Consider the following 14,905-nt stretch of genomic DNA (forward strand, 5'->3'; position numbering starts at 1 on the left):
CAGCCTCCTGTTATCGCCGGGAACGACAGCTCACGGCCGGACAACAGGAGGCACACACCGTGGCGGCAGACGAGATCCGGGGCACGACGTACGGCACCGCCCCCGCCCCCCTCTCCGTACTGGACCTGGTGACGGTCGGCGCGGGGAGCACCGCCACCGAGGCGCTGCGCACCAGCGTGGAACTGTCCCGGTTCGCCGAGTCGCGCGGCTTCCACCGGTACTGGGTCGCCGAGCACCACTCCATGCCGGGCGTCGCCTCCTCCTCGCCCGCCGTGATCCTCGCCCACCTCGCCGCCCACACCGACCGCATCCGGCTCGGCTCGGGCGGCGTCATGCTGCCCAATCACGCGCCCCTGGTGATCGCCGAGCAGTTCGGCACGCTGGAGGCGATGGCGCCGGGGCGGATCGACCTGGGCCTGGGCAGGGCGCCCGGTACGGACGGGGCCACCGCCGCCGCCCTGCGCCGCACCGGCACCCTGAACGAGGGCGCCGACGACTTCCCGGAGCAGCTGGCCGAACTCACCCGCTTCCTGGACGACGACTTCCCCGACGGGCATCCGTACCGGCGCATTCACGCCATCCCGGGCCCGGTGCAGGGCAGCAGCCCCGGCGGTGTCCAGTCCCCGCACCGCCCGCCGGTCTGGCTGCTCGGCTCCTCCGGGTTCAGCGCCCGCCTGGCCGGCCTGCTCGGGCTGCCCTTCGCCTTCGCGCACCACTTCTCGGCGCAGAACACCATCCCGGCCCTCGACCTGTACCGGCAGACCTTCCGGCCCTCCGCGGTGCTGGCCGAGCCGTACGCCCTCATCGGCGTCTCCGCGCTCGCCACGGACGACGAGCGCGAGGCCCGCCGGCAGGTGCGCGCGACAGCGCTGAACATGGTCCGGCTGCGCACCGGCCGACCGGGCCTGTTCCCCGACCCGGACGACGCCGAGAAGTACGAGTTCAGCCCGATGGAGGAGGACTTCGTCGCCTCCTGGACCGGCAACATCGTGCACGGCACGGCGGACGAGGTCCGCGCCGGCCTGGACGACCTGCACAAGCGCACCGGCGCCGACGAGCTGATGCTCACCTCGCACGCCCACCGCGGTGAGATGCGGCTGCGCTCCTACGAACTGATCGCCGACGCCTACGGTTTGCCCACCGCGTAGGTCTGATCGCCCAGCAGCTCGGAGATACGATCCGGCGGCACCGGACGGGAGTACAGCCAGCCCTGCCCGGTGTCGCAGCCGATCCGGCGCAGCCGTGTCGCCTGCGCCGAGGTCTCCACGCACTCCGCGGTGACCGTCAGGCCGAGCCGGTGGGCCAGCTGGATCATCGCCTCCACGATCACCTCGTCGGCCGGGTTGGGCGGCACGGCCACCGTGCTCGCGGTGTCCACCTCGTACTGGAAGCCGCGTACGAAGGAGCCGTCCAGCTTCAGCACCGACACCGGCAGCCGGCTCAGATAGGCCAGGTTCGAGTAGCCGGTGCCGAAGTCGTCGATCGCGATGCGTACGCCCATGTCGCTGAGGGCCTGCAGGGCCTGCAGCGGGCGGCCGGCCGAGCCCATCACGGCCGACTCGGTCAGCTCCAGCTGGAGCAGGTGCGGGGCGAGCCCGGTCTCGGCCAGGGTCTGAGCCACGTCCGCCACCAGGTCGGAGTCCCACACCTGGCGTACGGCCACGTTCACGCTGACGAAGATGGGCGGCTCGCCGGGGTGGTCCAGCTGCCAGCGGCGGGCCTGGCGGCAGGCGGTCGCCAGCGCCCAGCGGCCGAGCTGCACGATCGAGCCGTCCTCCTCCGCCAGTCCGATGAACCGATTCGGCGTCAGTGTGCCGAACTGAGGATGATTCCAGCGGATCAACGCCTCGACGCCGCTCAGGCGGCCGTCCTCCATGCCGACCAACGGCTGGTACTCGAGCGCGAACTCGCCGCGTTCGATGGCCGGGCGGAGGGTGGAGGAGAGGGCCTGGCGGGTCATCAGGTGCGCGTTGCGCTCGGGGTCGAACAGGGTCCAGCGGCCTTTGCCGTCCGCCTTCGCCCAGTACAGCGTGGTGTCGGCCGCCTGCATCAGACCCGTGGCGGTCGTGCCGGACGCATGCCGTTCCACGACACCGATGGACGCGGTCAGCGACAGCCGCTGCCCGGCCAGGTCGAAGGGCGCCTCCAGGGCCTTCAACGCGGACTCGGCGAGGTCGGCGAGCTGCTCGGTGCCGGTGGAGTCCTCGACCAGCAGAGCGAACTCGTCGCCGCCGAGCCGGGCCACCAGGGGGGTGCCGGCGCGGGCGTACCCGGTCTCGTCGGCGACCCGGGTCAGCCGCTCGGCGACGGCCGCGAGCAGCCGGTCGCCGACACGGTGGCCGAGGGTGTCGTTGACGGCCTTGAAACCGTCGAGGTCCAGGTAGCACAGGCCGATCCGGCCGGTGCCGCTCTGCTCGTACGACTCCGCCTCCAGCGCGGCCGTCAGCCGCTCGAAGAACAGGGTGCGGTTGGGCAGCCGGGTCACCGGGTCGTGCATCTGCAAGTGCCGCAGCCGGGCCTGGAGTTCGCGCCGGGCGCTGATGTCGGCGGCCGAGAGCAGGACCCCGGGCCCGTCGCCGGCCAGCGGGGTGACGGTCACCTGCACCCACACCGAGTGCCCGTCGGGGTGCTTGAGCCGCCGGGTGCAGCGCAGCCGCGCCTGGCGGCCGCGCAGGACCTCGCGATAGGCGTGCCAGGTGCGGGTGTCCGAGGCCAGGTCCACCAGATCGGCGGCGACCCGCCCGGCCAGCGTGTCCGGGTCGGTGCCGAGCAGCTCGCCGAAGGCGGCGTTGGCGCTGACGCAGAGGCCCTCGCGGTCAACGACGACCATGGCGAGCGTGGCGGCCGCGAAGACACGGTGATAGGTGTTGTGATCACTGTCTGTGACGGCTGACCGGTCGAGGTCTGCCGCGGGCGTCGGCCCTTCGGACGTTCCGCTCACCGCTCGCTCCCGCGTGCACTCGATCTCTGTCCGTGCCGGAAAGTGTGCCGATCATAGAGGCTGGCCCGGAGGCCTTCCACCTACTCTCCAGTGTCCCGGACAGACCACAGGTTCTGACAGATCGTTTCTGCCCGCACCTGGACGGGTTCTTCAGGCCCCCGACCAGTTGTGACGTTCCGTGAGTGTTTCGGGGTGTCGGCCGCCGATGCACGCCGGCGCCCAAACGGGCGTACTCACCCTTCTGGTTCAGGCAAACAGGACGAATGGTAATGAACTATCACAGTCTGGATGCGGTGTCCCGTGAACCGCATCCGGAGGTCCTTCCGTGCCCAAGCTGCGCAGCACCGCCGCCGTGTTCACCACGATGTCGGCGCTCGCCGCGACCTCGATCCTCACCGGCCCGTCGGTCGCCGAACCCTTCTCGCCGGCCCCGTGCGCCCTGCACCGCAGTGAGGCCCACCACTCGGAGGGCGTGGACACCTGGAACCCCGACTACACCCGCCCGACCGGCGCACTCCACGCCGTCATGATCTTCCTGTCCTTCCCGGACGCCACCCCGCACACCAGACCCGCGGAGCTGGCCGCCGACCACTTCCCGGCCACCAGCCGCTTCTTCGAGCAGGCCTCCTACGGCAGGTTCACGCTGCGCCCGCACGCGCTCGCGCACTGGCTGCGCATGCCGCAGCGGTCGACCGCGTACGCCATGAGGCGCGACTGGAGCGCCGACAACCGTGCCGCCTACCTGCGCGACGCGTTCGCCGTGGCCGACAAGGAGGTCGACTTCGCCCGCTACGACGTCGTCTACTTCGTCGCCGACCCGGATGCGCCCGGCGTCGACTCGGACGCGACGAAGGTCGTCAACCTCGACACCCCCGTACACGTGGACGGCACGGACGTGCGGCGGGTCGTCACGGTCTTCGAGAAGCACCCGCCGGACCGTCTGGTCCTCGCCCACGAGACCGGCCATGTCTTCGACCTGCCCGATCTCTACCACCGCCCGGTCGACGGCAAGGGCGACTGGGACACCTACGTCGGCGACTGGGACCTGATGGGCAGCCAGTTCGGACTGTCCCCGGACCTGTTCGCCTGGCACAAGTGGAAGCTGGGATGGCTGGATCCGCGCCAGGTGGTGTGCGTACGGGGCGCGGGTCCGACCCGGCTGACCCTGGAGCCGCTGGCCGCGGGGCCGGGCATCCCGGCGCAGGGTACGGCCGGCGCCCCGGCCTTCGGTCTCGGGCACGGCGCGAAGCTGGCGGTGGTGCGCACCGGCGCGGACAGTGTCCTGGCCGTCGAGGCGCGTGGCCCGGCGGGCAACGACCATGCGGGCTGCCGGCAGGGCGTCCTGGTGTACCGGGTGCACGGCAGCGCGGCGTCCGGCGCCGGCCCGGTCGAGGTGGTGGACGCTCACCCGGACACCGAGGCGTGCTGGGAGAACTCGGTCTACCCGCCCCTGGCCGACGCTCCCGTGGCCCTCGGGGAGAGCTTCACGGTGCCCGGGGAGGGCGTGAAGGTGGAGGCGGAGGGGCGGACGGCGTCCGGCGCGTGGACGGTGAAGATCACGCCCGGTGTGACCGGCTGAGCGCGCCCGGCGCAGGTCTTGTGTATACGAAAACGGCGGGCCGGATTCTTTCGAACCGACCCGCCGTCGTCACGTGCGCCGCCAGGGACTCGAACCCCGGACCCGCTGATTAAGAGTCAGCTGCTCTAACCAACTGAGCTAGCGGCGCCTGCTGACGTCGTAGACCTTAGCATCCTGGTCGGCAGGAGGAAAAATCGATATCCGCACAGCCGCGCGGGCCGCCCGGACGGCCGCCCAGAGCACCACCTCGGGGCCCGGCAGCCAGGGGTGACGGGTGTCGGGGGCGACCAGCCAGCGGCAGCTGCCCGAGGTGGGGGAGTCGCCGCCGCTCGGCGCCGGGACGGTCACCGCGTCTCCGGTGCCGTGGCAGAGCAGGGGCGGTACGGCCTCCGTACGGGTGGACCCCCACTCCTCCCATGCCAGCAGCGAGGGCAGCCGCTGGGCCGTGCCCGGGGCGGCGAACAGCAGCATCCGGCCCCGGAACACCGCGACCGGACCGGACCCCGGCCCCTCGCCCCATAACCGGTCCAGCATCCGGCGCCCGAAGATCGCGGGGGCGCTCACCACGTCGAAGACGGTGCCGCAGGGCAGGACCACCGGGGCGTCCGGGCGGTCTCTCCAGAGGGCGAGCGTGCTTCGTGGATACGTTCCTGCCGAGGCGAGCCAGGCGGCTCCGTCGGAGGTGGCACAGGTGACGTTCGGCGGGCTGCTCATGCCGACTACATCTACCGGCCGTGAGCGAGCGGTTCTCCTGGGTTGCGGAAACTCGGGACAGGAGGGAGCGGGGAGGAGTATCTTGCCCGCCTGGCATATGCCAGGCGGGCGGGCTAGACGGGATCGACGGGCGTACGGCCCTCGGTGTCGGCCCCTCGCATCAGGTCCCGCCCGAACTCCACCATCTTCTTGGCATAGTCCTCGGTCCACTCCGCCCGCTCGGCGATGTCCGCCGGGGTCAGCCGGTCGAACCGGCGCGGATCAGCGAGCTGGGCCGCCGCGAGGGCCTGGAACTCCACGGCCCGGTCGGCCGCCGCACGGAACGCCTGGGTCAGCTCCGTCGCCCGCGCCAGCAGCTCCCGCGGATCGTCCATCGACTCCAGGTCGAAGAAGTGCTCGGGGTCGGAGGCCGCCTCCGCGGGCTCGAAGAGCAGGGGCGCGGGGCGTAGCCGCGGTTCGTTCCGACGCGGCGTGGGCTCCGCCATGTCTTGTCTCCTCCTCGTACGGTTCGGTGGCCACCGCCTTCAGGTGGGCCACCGTCCATTGTCTCGCGTGCGCGCAAGGGGCCCTCGGAGTCGCCGGACATCCCGAGTGCCCCCGAAGAACCTCAAGGCCGCCGGCTCACCCGGTGTTCCGCCAGATGTGCCAGCACCGAGTGGTTCGCCTCCCAGCCATCAGGGCTGTGTCCATCGGCCGCCTGCGGCGGTGTGCCGGACTCCGTCCGGCGGGTGGGTGGTGTCGGGTCGGAGGTTTGTCGGTCGGGCATTGATGAGTGGGTCATGGCCGCCAGCTCACCCGGTGTTCCGCCAGATGTGCCAGCACCGAGTGGTTCGCCTCCCAGCCATCAGGAAACTTCACCAGCGTGCCCAGCTGGACCGGTTCCGTGGACGGGTATTCGTCCAGCAGGTCGCCCACGCCGGCGCGGCACACGACGATGCAGGCGTGGCGGTGGCGGGAGGCCAGGACGCACAGGCGGCCCGTCTCCAGGTGGAAGGCGGTGGCGTCGGGGCGGCCGGAGAGGGGGTGGAGGACGACCGTGACGTCGTACTCACGGCCCTGGAGGCGGTTGGCCGTGTCCACGGTGACGTCCGTGACGCCCAGGTCCGCGAGCGCCGAGCGGACCGCCGCGGCCTGGTCGCGGTGGGCCGTGCCGACGGCGATGCGGTCAGGGGTCAGGGGAGAGGGGGCCGGGGAGCGTTCCGACACGGCCGCGCCTTCCCGGTCCAGCAGGCGCCGTACGACCGTCGCCACTGCCCGTACCGCCTCCGGGTCCGTGCGCGGGGTGTGCCGGGCGGGCAGTTCCAGCAGGCCCCAGCCGGACTGCGCGGCCTCGTCGATCACCCGGTCCGGGCCCGAGCCGTCGGAGGGGACGGCGAAGGCGAGGCGCCGGTCCTCGGGACCGGTGCCGCTGCGGAACGGGGTGTACGGGTAGAAGGCGTCCGAGACCAGCGGGGCCGCGGAGGCCGGGAGGCGCCAGGACACCGGGAGGCGGTGCTGGGGGAGGGCCGGGTTGTGGGCCAGGAGGGTGGTGACCGCCGAGGCCGAGGGGTCGTACGACAGGCCCGCCCACTGCTCGCTGCCCACGATCGCGAACGGGTCCAGCTGGCCCGGGTCGCCGACGAACAGTGCCCGCTCGAACAGGCCGGCCACGGCCAGCAGGGAGTCCGAGCGCATCTGGTACGCCTCGTCGACGATCGCGTGCCGCCAGGGCTCGTCCACCTTGACGTGCGCCCACTTCGCGGCCGTGGACAGGACGACCGGCAGGCCGTTCAGGTCGGCCGCCTTCGCCGAGGTGCGGACCTGCGGCAGGTCGTCCAGTGCCTTGTCGTAGGGGTCCGTGTCGCTGCTGTGCAGGCGGCCGACCGGCAGGTCCGGGTTCTTCTCGGCGAGGCGGAGGGCGAGGTCGTCCACCTGGGCGTTCGTCTGCGCGATCACCATCAACGGGCGCCCGGCGTCAGCGAGTTCGAGGGCCGCTCGGACCACCAGCGTGGACTTGCCGGCGCCGGGCGGCGAGTCCACGACCACACCCCGCTCGGTGCCCTGGAGGGTGTCGTGGAGGATCGCGGCGGTGGCCCGGGTGGCAGCGGCTCCGGGGTCGAAATCGACCGTCGTCACAGGACGTCCTCCTCGGTCACGGTGTCGGGGGCCTCCGGCGCGGCCTCGCCGGGCGGGCCGCCGTGCGTCCACGGGGTCTCCTCCGGGTCGGGCAGTTTCGCGCTGCCGCGCTGCTCGTGCTCGAAGAGCGTGAAACAGACCGCGTCGCCCTTCTCCGGCACGGATCCGGGCTCGGGCTCCTTGCCCCGGCCCATCTTGTCGACGATCCGCAGGACGAGCACGCCCTCGTCCGCTGCGCCCTCGTATCCGGCGAACTCCGCCGTCTGCGGCTTGCCGCCCAGTGAGCGGTACACCTTCGTGCGCTCCGCCAGATGCGGCCGGTCGTCCGTGCGGACGGTCACCAGCGGGCGCGGGCTGGGCCGCTTGCCCTTGCTGTACGCCATGACGACATCGGTCACCTCGCCCGCGAAGGCCTCGCCGGCCAGCCGCCGCCCCGCCATCACCAGCGGGTCGTCCAGTGCCTCCTGCGCCTCCAGCCGGCCCTGCTCGCGCTCGCGCGTGGCCAGCTTGTTCGCCGCCGTCACCGCGTCGTCGCGGCGCGGCTGCGGGGGCTCGCCGGCCACGACCCGGTCCCGGTGACTGGTGAACGACCAGCGGTCCCGGGTCCAGCGCTCCTCGGTGTGCGCGCCCTCCGGCAGCGCCCGCAGCAGGTCCAGGCCCTGCCACACCGAGTCCCAGGTGGGCCGGGTGCGGCTCGCGACCAGGTCGCGGACCTCCCGCTCGGCCGCGGTGAGGGCGGCCAGCCGGTCGTCCGCCTCCAGGGCGTCCTCGGCGGCCGCGAGGGCGGTGCGGGCACGGTCGTAGCGCTCGATGGCGGGAGCCAGGAGCTTGTTGTCGAACGCCGGGTCGGTGGCCGGGCCGGCCGGCGGGCACAGCAGCTGGCCGTCGGCATCGCGCGCGAGTTCGGCCCGGCGGGCGGCCTCGGAGCCCGTGCTGTCGCCGGGAGGGTCGATCCAGGCGAGCAGCGCGCCCAGGTGCTGGTCCTCCAGGCTGGACTGGCCGGTCGCCCAGTGCCGGGACAGCACGTCGGTGAGGGCCAGGAGGAGCGAGGAACCGGGTACGCGGGACCGCTCGCCGTAGTGGGTGAGCCACCGGCCGAGCAGAGGGACCCGGGGAGGCGCCGGGTGGGGTGCCTCCGGGTCCTGCTCAGCGGTGCGGCGGAAGCGCATGGAGCGGCCGAGCAGCCGTACGAAGTCCAGGCCCGCCCGGCTCGGCACGATCAGCTGGGGCGCGTCCGCGCACAACTCGACCTCGACCTTGACCCGCTTGCCGGTCTCCGGGTCGCTCTCGGTGCGCTCGGCCGCCTCGACGGCCTCCGCGCAGGAGTCGATGTACGGCAGGACGACGTCGGCCAGCTCGGCGAGGAACGCGAAGCGCAGGTCGCGGTCGCGGGGCTGCGGTACGACCAGCAGCCGCGGCGCGTCCCGGTCGGTGCCGACCAGCGCGCCCAGCGGGGCGCCGGCCTCACCGGCGGTGGTGAGCGGCACGAACACCAGGGGGCGCTCGGACAGGTGCCGGTGGCGGACCGTCGCGGCGGGCTGGGCGCGCCCGGTGCTGACGGCCTCGAGCCGGGCGAGGGTGGCGATCAGGGACACGGGGCCACCGCCCGGCCGGCCGGGGCCAGCGCCTGAGCGCGCAGGGCCGCTGCCCGGCGCAGGGCCGCCACGGCCGGGTCGTCGGCGTCGCCGTTCTCGCCGCGGGCCGCCGCGAGGACGTCCTCGACCGTGGTGAGGCCGCCAAGTTCGGCGCGCAGCGGCCGGCCGAGGCGGGTCACCGCGCCGGCCGCGCGGGCGCGTTCCCGGCAGTGGAAGGCCAGTTCGCAGGCCGACAGGCACTCCGGCGCGTACGTCGCCCGGACCGCCTCGACGGCCGCCGTCAGCTCCTCGGCCGGGCGGTTCGGCGCGAAGCACATGCCTTCGGGCAGGGCGTCGGCGATCTCCTCGACGCGGGTGAGCCGGGCCAGCTGGCGGGCGGTGACCGCGCGCTGCTTGCGCACGTCCACGGCGGAGGCGGTGGCCAGGTTGGAGAAGTCCTTCGGGCACACCAGCAGCACCCGGTGCCGTACCCGAGCCGCCGGCGCGTCGTCCTCGGCGAGCCGGGCCGCGACCTCCTCCAGGGCCAGCACGTACACCGCCGCCTGCCGGGCGGCCGCGCCCACCTTCGCCGGATCGGCGGAGCCGTCCAGCATCGGGAAGGACTTGATCTCCACGACCGTCCAGCTGCCGTCCGGGTGCACCACCACCGCGTCCGGCTCCAGGAAGGCGAGCGAGCCCGCCACGTCCAGCGCCAGCATCGGGTGGTCCAGCAGCGTCCAGCCGCCGGCCGTCACGGCTTCGCGCAGCGCCAGCGCCGTACGGGCCGTACGGCCCTCGGGGCCGAGCGCGGACAGGTCGGGTACGGCCGCCCCGGCGGGCGGCTCGGCACTTGGGTCGAGCCGGGAGTGGACCAGCCGCAGCAGCTCCGCGCCGCCGTCCGCCTTCACCCGCGCCTCGAACGCGTTGCCCCGGGTCAGCGCGAACTGCGACTGCCCGAACCCGGACGGCGCGCCCAGCGCGCTCGCCAGCGCCGCCTTGTCCACTCCGGCGCCGTCCAGGATCGCCCGCCTGCGGCACCCGGGGTTCGCGGCGAGCGCCGCGAGGGCGCGCGCGTCCAGGGCCTTGGCCGGTACGTCGGGGCCGCGCAGCTCAGCGAGCCGCTGCCGGAGCCTCGTCCCCTGCGTCGCTCGGGGAGGCGTCCGGTCCGGCTGCGGATGCGAGGTGCGACTCGCGCTGCCGTGGAATTCGCTCACCCGCGGAAGTCTGGCATCCGGCACTGACAATCGGGGAACCCGTGCCGGTGGCGACCGCCGGGGTACGGGCGGTGAGGCGGGCCCGCACCCGATCCGCACCGCGCATCACGAGCGGCGCGAGCAGCAGGCCCACGCCCATCACGGCGATGCCCGCGGCCGCGTCCAGGAAGTAGTGGTTGGCGGTGCCCATCACGACCAGCGCGGTCAGCAGCGGGTAGGCGACGCCGAGGACCTTCGTGAGGCGCGTGCCGCCGTACCGCCACAGCATCACCCCGCACCACAGCGCCCAGCCGACGTGCAGACTGGGCATCGCCGCGTACTGGTTGGTCATGGCGCCCATGCCGCGCGGCGCGCTGGCCTCGCCGCCCCACCAGCCGTACGAGCTGTACTGGGCCATCGTGTCGACGAAGCCGTGGTCCGCGGAGAGCAGCCGGGGCGGACAGGTGGGCAGCAGGGTGAAGCCGATCAGGCCGATGAAGGTGGACGACATCAGCCAGGTGCGGGCCGCGCGGTAGTGCTCGGTGCGGGCCCGGAACAGCCAGACGAGGATGACGGGCGTGACCAGGTAGTGCAGCGAGGCGTACCAGAAGTCGGCCGGTACGCCGAGCCACGCCTCGCGCGTGAACAGCCGGTTGAGCGGGTGCTCGGCGTTGAGGTGCAGGGCCTTCTCGATGCGCAGGATCGCCAGGCCGTGGTCGACGGCCGAGGAGACGTCGCCGCGGGCGAGGAGCCGGCCGGCCGAGTAGCAGCCGTAGACCAGCAGGATCAGGGGCAGCTCGGTCCACCACCGCAGCCGGGTTCGCGGGGCCACCTCGGTGCCCGGTATCTCGGTCTGCGGCATCCGATCGCCCTCCCCCTCCTGCTGTGCGGCGCCCAGACGGGCGACCGTGCCACTTTACGCGGTCCATATCCCGGCCATGCGGGCGCTTCAGCCCTCAAAGACGCCGAGATCGCCCGGCGGGTTGCCCCTGCCCGGGGTGAGCGATGATGGAGGCACCCCGCCCCTCGTTCTTCAGGCGTCCGCTCGGCGTCGCTCTCCCCGGAAAGGTCTCCCATGGCACCGCGCATCCTGCTGGCCCGGCACGGACAGACGGAATGGTCGCTGTCCGGCAAGCACACCGGCAGGACCGACGTGCCGCTCCTGGAGGAGGGCCGGCGCGGGGCCAAGCTGCTCGGTGAGCGGCTGCACCGGGCGCCCTTCGAGGGGCTGCCCGGGGTGGAGGTGCGGACCAGTCCGCTGGCACGCGCGCGTGAGACGTGCGAGCTGGCCGGGTTCGGTGAGCGTGCCGAGTCCTGGGACACGCTCATGGAGTGGGACTACGGCGCGTACGAGGGCATGACGCCCGCCGAGATCCAGGCCGTGCGGCCGGGGTGGCTGATCTGGCGGGACGGTGTCCCCGAGGGGGAGCGTCTCGCCGAGGTCACCGCGCGCGCGGACGAGGTCGTGGCGTGGGCCCGCTCGGCCGACCGTGACGTGCTGGTCTTCGCCCACGGGCACATCCTGCGGTCGATCGGGGCGCGGTGGCTGGGCCTCCCGCTGGACTTCGCGGCCCGCATACGCCTGAACCCGACCTCGCTGTCGGTGCTCGGCTGGGCTTACGGGGAGCCGGCGATCGAGAGCTGGAACGACTTGGGGCACTTGGCGGGCTGACTCCCCAGGGGCGCGGGGAACCGCGCGATCAGCCCCCACGCACCCGCAGCCTCGTCGTCACGCCCGACCCGCCCGTGGCAGTGACGCGTGCCGTTCGAGGAAGTCCGAGACCCCCGACGCCCGCCGGTGCGGCAGCAGGACGCGGGCCGTGCCCGCCAGCATCGTCTGGATGCGGGAGGACTGGACCTGGTCCAGGAGGGACAGGACGTGCAGCGCGGCGCTCGCCGCCTCGTCGGGGCGGCCCTCGCGCGCGAGATCGTCGGCCAGCTCGGCGGTGTAGAGGGCGATGTTGCGGGTGAAGTGGGGGTCCTGGAGCTGGGCCGCCCGGCGCGCGTGGCGGGACGCGCGCCGCCAGTCGCCGAGCGTCGACCAGCACTGCGCCTCAAGACCCTCCAGCTCGGCCTCTCCGTAGAAGCTCATCCACTCGGGGTCGGCGTCCGAGAGGCCCCGCTCGAAGAGGGCCTGGGCACGGGCCAGCGTCTGTTCGCAGCCGGCCCGGTCGGCGAGCCCCGCCCAGCCGCCCGCCTCCCGCAGGGCGAGCAGGGACATCAGACGCGGAGATCCCAGGGGGCGGGCGACACGCTGGGCGGCCTGCGCGGCGCGCACCGCCTCGCGGGGCCGGCCGGCGTCGCGGGCCAGGAACGCCGTGTTGCAGAAGGCGTGGGCCTCCAGACCGGGGTCGCCGGTCATCCGGGCGGTCGCGAGCGCCTCCGCATAGTGCGAGCGGGCGTCGTCGAAGCGACCGGAGTCATGGGCCAGCCAGCCCACCGAGATGGCCAGTTCACCGGCGCCCGAGTGCAGCCGCTCGGCGGTCGTCTGCCGGGTCGCGCCGGCGTCCAGGAGCACGTAGGCGGCGCGCAGCGGCGCCGCCGCGCGCCGGTACAGGCCGTCCGCGCCGTGCCGGTCGTCGAGCAGCCGGATGCGGCGGACGGCCTCCTCCAGGGCGGCAGCCTCGGGACTTCCGGCACGGCGCAGCGGACGGGCCGCCGCCGCGGCGTCGGTGGTGAGCCCCAGCGGGCTCAGCGTGGCGGCGGCCACTGTGGCGCCTCCGCCGGTCATGAATGCGCGACGCAGCACGTCGCTCTCCTCGTGGTTCAGGGGGTCGTTCTCGTACGGCTCGTGCGGGTCGTACGGGTCCTGCGGGTCGTGCCTGTCCTGCGGGTCATACGGCTCGCGGGCCCCCTGCGTCTCAGCGGTACCGGGCACCGGGGGCGCGTCCCCGGTCGTGCGCGCCGCGCGTCCGCGGACGGACGAGCGCGGCGCGAAGCCGAGGTCGGTGAGCGTGCGACCGGGGAACATATGCAGGAACACCCGTTCGTACGCGTAGTTCGGGCAGCGGATCTCACCCGCCTCGACCCTGCCGATGTAGCGCGCGTCACAGCTCACCCGCTCGCCGATCTCGCGTGCGGCCCGCCGCACCAGCGCCGCGAACTCGGCCGGTGAGCGCCGGCCGCGCAGCTGCCGGAAGGCGAGGTTCGGCCGGGGTGGCCGTTCGGGCTGTGACGAGGTCTCGGTTGACGACGCCATGGCCGGGTCCTCTCGTGCGAACCGTCGAACCATGCCGGATCCGGGGCGGATTCGGGCTGAGTTGTCCGTGTGACACCCTGGTTCCGGCGAGCAAGAACGTACCTGCTGTGTCGGACCCCTCACGCAGTGTTTAGCTACAAACCGGATATCTCATCCCTGATCTGCCATGAACTGCCATCCTTTGCGGCGCACTTGTGCCGTAGCCGTTGACGCGCTTGCGCGTTGGATTCCGTGGACTGCAAGAGGGCAGCGTGGTGGAGGTCGGAATGGAGACCAGCCAGAGCAACGATCCCTGTATGTCGTCGGGTACGTCGCCGTCGATGACGGCGGGCGACACGGCGTGCGACCTCGTCACGGTGCCGGCCCGGCAGGGGCTGGAGGCTGTCGACATCCTGCGGCGGGGGGCCGCGGAGGCCGTGGGTCCCGTACTGCACGACGACGGCTGCGACACCCTGGGCTTCCTGGTGCCGGCGGGCACCGCCGCCTGCTGGGACGTGCCGGGCAGCACCTGCACCGAGACGGACGGGCGGGGCCTGCGGCTCAACCCGGAGCCTCCGGTGGAGGGCTCGGACTGGCTGCTGCCGCCCGGCGAGGCCGATCTCGCGACCGACCCGGTGGTGCTGCGCCGTGCCCTCGGAGAGGCCGCCCGGCTGATCGAGGCGGCCGACAGCCGCCGGTGAAGCGCCTGCCCGCGGCAGCTGCGAAAATGGACCGATGGGCAGGTCCAGGAACAACCGGCGCAGGTCGGCCGCCGTCGAGGCCGTGGTGGAAGCGGTCGACGGCGGGCTCGCGCAGCTCATACCCGACCCGGACCGCTCCCGGGCCTGGACGCTGCTGATCGACGGGGCGCCCCAGTCGCACGTCGACCTGGACGACCCGGCGTACCTCTCCTTCGAGTACCAGCGCCGCCTCGGCCATGTCATCGACCTCGTCGCCCCGCCCGGGAAGTCGGTGCAGGCCGTGCACCTCGGCGGCGGCGCCCTCACCCTCGCCCGGTACGTCGCCGCCACCCGCCCCCGCTCCACCCAGCAGGTCGTCGAGCGGGACGCGGCCCTCGTACAACTGGTCCGTCGCGAGCTGCCGTTGGACCCGAACGCCCGGATCCGGGTCAGGTCGGCCGATGCCCGCGAGGGCCTTGCCAAGGTGCCCGACGGCTGGGCCGACCTGGTCATCGCGGATGTCTTCAGCGGCGCCCGGACGCCCGCCCACCTCACCTCCACCGAGTTCCTGGACGAGGTCCGCCGGGCCCTGAAGCCCTCCGGCGTCTACGCCGCCAACCTCGCCGACGGCCCGCCGCTCGCCCACCTGCGCGGCCAGATCGCCACCGCCGCCGCCCGGTTCCCGGAACTCGCCCTGATCGCGGACCCGGCCGTGCTCCGCGGCAAGCGCTTCGGCAACGCCATCCTGGCGGCCTCCGGCCTCCCGCTCCCGCTCGCCGAACTCACCCGCCGCGCTGCCTCCGACCCCCACCCCGCCCGGGTCGAACACGGCAGACAGCTCACCGACTTCACCGGCGGGGCCGTACCCGTGACCGACGAGGCGGCGGTGGCCTCGCCGGCCCCGCCGCCCTCGGTGTTCCGCTGAGCCGTC

At 73.4% G+C, this 14,905-nt stretch carries 13 protein-coding genes and 1 tRNA gene; 5 read left to right on the plus strand and 9 right to left on the minus strand.

Annotation, left to right across the window (positions count from 1 at the left end; genetic code table 11):
• Positions 1–59 precede the first annotated feature (59 nt).
• Entirely contained in the window at positions 60–1,148 is a 1,089-nt protein-coding gene (locus ABZ471_RS07350; protein ID WP_359063412.1) for an LLM class flavin-dependent oxidoreductase, read from the plus strand.
• On the opposite strand, the gene ABZ471_RS07355 is transcribed toward ABZ471_RS07350, so the two are convergent.
• Entirely contained in the window at positions 1,127–2,941 is a 1,815-nt protein-coding gene (locus tag ABZ471_RS07355; RefSeq protein WP_359063414.1) for a bifunctional diguanylate cyclase/phosphodiesterase, read from the minus strand. The two genes, ABZ471_RS07350 and ABZ471_RS07355, sit on opposite strands and share 22 nt — an antisense overlap.
• A 325-nt stretch (positions 2,942–3,266) precedes the next feature.
• Here ABZ471_RS07355 and ABZ471_RS07360 point away from each other — a divergent pair, with 325 nt between their 5' ends.
• Entirely contained in the window at positions 3,267–4,520 is a 1,254-nt protein-coding gene (locus tag ABZ471_RS07360; RefSeq protein ID WP_359063417.1) for a M6 family metalloprotease domain-containing protein, read from the plus strand.
• A 74-nt stretch (positions 4,521–4,594) separates the two neighbouring features.
• Here the strand turns inward: ABZ471_RS07360 and ABZ471_RS07365 are convergent.
• The 7 genes from ABZ471_RS07365 to ABZ471_RS07395 all read right to left on the minus strand — a co-directional run bounded on the left by ABZ471_RS07365 (position 4,595) and on the right by ABZ471_RS07395 (position 10,978).
• Positions 4,595–4,668 (minus strand) — tRNA-Lys (locus ABZ471_RS07365).
• A complete protein-coding gene (locus tag ABZ471_RS07370; protein ID WP_359063419.1) occupies positions 4,659–5,234 on the minus strand; it encodes a bifunctional DNA primase/polymerase in 576 nt (191 codons plus the stop codon). Before ABZ471_RS07370 ends, ABZ471_RS07365 begins: the two co-directional genes overlap by 10 nt.
• Positions 5,235–5,347: 113 nt before the next feature.
• On the minus strand, positions 5,348–5,719 hold the full coding sequence (locus ABZ471_RS07375; protein ID WP_359063421.1) for a hypothetical protein: 372 nt from the start codon (positions 5,717–5,719) through the stop codon (positions 5,348–5,350).
• Positions 5,720–6,011: 292 nt separating this feature from the next.
• Positions 6,012–7,349 (minus strand): AAA domain-containing protein, encoded by a 1,338-nt coding sequence (locus ABZ471_RS07380; protein ID WP_359063423.1) that lies wholly within the window; start codon positions 7,347–7,349, stop codon positions 6,012–6,014.
• Positions 7,346–8,944 (minus strand): hypothetical protein, encoded by a 1,599-nt coding sequence (locus ABZ471_RS07385; protein WP_359063425.1) that lies wholly within the window; start codon positions 8,942–8,944, stop codon positions 7,346–7,348. The genes ABZ471_RS07380 and ABZ471_RS07385 overlap by 4 nt, the downstream gene beginning before the upstream one ends.
• Positions 8,935–10,032: a hypothetical protein gene (locus ABZ471_RS07390; RefSeq protein ID WP_359063705.1), complete on the minus strand. Its 1,098-nt coding sequence runs from the start codon at positions 10,030–10,032 to the stop codon at positions 8,935–8,937. Before ABZ471_RS07390 ends, ABZ471_RS07385 begins: the two co-directional genes overlap by 10 nt.
• Position 10,033: 1 nt before the next feature.
• Positions 10,034–10,978: a phosphatase PAP2 family protein gene (locus tag ABZ471_RS07395; protein WP_359063427.1), complete on the minus strand. Its 945-nt coding sequence runs from the start codon at positions 10,976–10,978 to the stop codon at positions 10,034–10,036.
• A gap of 213 nt (positions 10,979–11,191) precedes the next feature.
• Here ABZ471_RS07395 and ABZ471_RS07400 point away from each other — a divergent pair, with 213 nt between their 5' ends.
• On the plus strand, positions 11,192–11,788 hold the full coding sequence (locus ABZ471_RS07400; RefSeq protein WP_359063429.1) for a histidine phosphatase family protein: 597 nt from the start codon (positions 11,192–11,194) through the stop codon (positions 11,786–11,788).
• Positions 11,789–11,845: 57 nt separating this feature from the next.
• On the opposite strand, the gene ABZ471_RS07405 is transcribed toward ABZ471_RS07400, so the two are convergent.
• Positions 11,846–13,315, minus strand: coding sequence for a hypothetical protein (locus ABZ471_RS07405; RefSeq protein ID WP_359063431.1), 1,470 nt, complete (start codon positions 13,313–13,315; stop codon positions 11,846–11,848).
• Between the two features lie 266 nt (positions 13,316–13,581).
• Here ABZ471_RS07405 and ABZ471_RS07410 point away from each other — a divergent pair, with 266 nt between their 5' ends.
• Both ABZ471_RS07410 and ABZ471_RS07415 read left to right on the plus strand, forming a co-directional pair.
• Entirely contained in the window at positions 13,582–13,995 is a 414-nt protein-coding gene (locus ABZ471_RS07410) for a hypothetical protein (RefSeq protein WP_359063433.1), read from the plus strand.
• Between the two features lie 34 nt (positions 13,996–14,029).
• Entirely contained in the window at positions 14,030–14,899 is an 870-nt protein-coding gene (locus ABZ471_RS07415; protein ID WP_359063435.1) for a fused MFS/spermidine synthase, read from the plus strand.
• Positions 14,900–14,905: the final 6 nt, after the last annotated feature.

Origin of the sequence: Streptomyces sp. NPDC005728, from assembly GCF_040630895.1 — a bacterium.
Taxonomy (GTDB): Bacteria; Actinomycetota; Actinomycetes; order Streptomycetales; family Streptomycetaceae; genus Streptomyces.

Coding starts and splice junctions, on each gene's coding strand:
- ABZ471_RS07370 (WP_359063419.1), bottom strand. CDS start 5,234: ATGAGCAGCCCGCCGAACGTCACCTGTGCCACCTCCGACGGAGCCGCC.
- ABZ471_RS07375 (WP_359063421.1), bottom strand. CDS start 5,719: ATGGCGGAGCCCACGCCGCGTCGGAACGAACCGCGGCTACGCCCCGCG.
- ABZ471_RS07395 (WP_359063427.1), bottom strand. CDS start 10,978: ATGCCGCAGACCGAGATACCGGGCACCGAGGTGGCCCCGCGAACCCGG.
- ABZ471_RS07400 (WP_359063429.1), top strand. CDS start 11,192: ATGGCACCGCGCATCCTGCTGGCCCGGCACGGACAGACGGAATGGTCG.
- ABZ471_RS07405 (WP_359063431.1), bottom strand. CDS start 13,315: ATGGCGTCGTCAACCGAGACCTCGTCACAGCCCGAACGGCCACCCCGG.
- ABZ471_RS07410 (WP_359063433.1), top strand. CDS start 13,582: ATGGAGACCAGCCAGAGCAACGATCCCTGTATGTCGTCGGGTACGTCG.
- ABZ471_RS07415 (WP_359063435.1), top strand. CDS start 14,030: ATGGGCAGGTCCAGGAACAACCGGCGCAGGTCGGCCGCCGTCGAGGCC.